This is a genomic window from Seonamhaeicola sediminis, assembly GCF_004358095.2.
GTDB lineage: Bacteria > Bacteroidota > Bacteroidia > Flavobacteriales > Flavobacteriaceae > Seonamhaeicola > Seonamhaeicola sediminis.
The window spans coordinates 1-423 of the sequence record NZ_SMZJ02000041.1 but is presented as its reverse complement, the minus strand read 5'-3'; the positions used below and the strand labels follow the sequence as shown (position 1 = coordinate 423).

Here is a 423-nt window from a genome sequence, read left to right as displayed (position 1 = left end):
GGTGCGGCTGGAACACCTCCTTTCTAGAGAAAGACGACTAATAGGTTTAGATATTTAGGGAAAGAATAGTTTGTTCTCTTTAGCTGTTGATTTTAAAATATATAGTAAAAAGTCATAAGGCATTAGTGCTTAGTAAAATACTAAGCGTTAATGGTTTAGGCTAACGACTAAAGTACAGTCTCATAGCTCAGCTGGTTAGAGCGCTACACTGATAATGTAGAGGTCGGCAGTTCGAGTCTGCCTGAGACTACGAAGTAGGTCGAAAGACAGACGAGAAGTTTATCCTGAGCATAGTCGAAGGGAGTCTGCCTGAGACTACAACCTAAGGTTGATTTGATTACTAAATGCTGTTATCATTGTTTAGTAAGCTAGTTAATTTTAAGAAGTTCATTAAATATTGAAAGGAAATTCTGGGAGTTGAGT

The 423-nt window shown here is 37.8% G+C and carries 1 tRNA gene; it reads left to right on the top strand.

Features of this window, described 5'->3' with window-relative positions:
- The first annotated feature begins 176 nt into the window (after positions 1 to 176).
- Positions 177 to 250 (top strand) — tRNA-Ile (locus E1J38_RS15030).
- Positions 251 to 423: the final 173 nt, after the last annotated feature.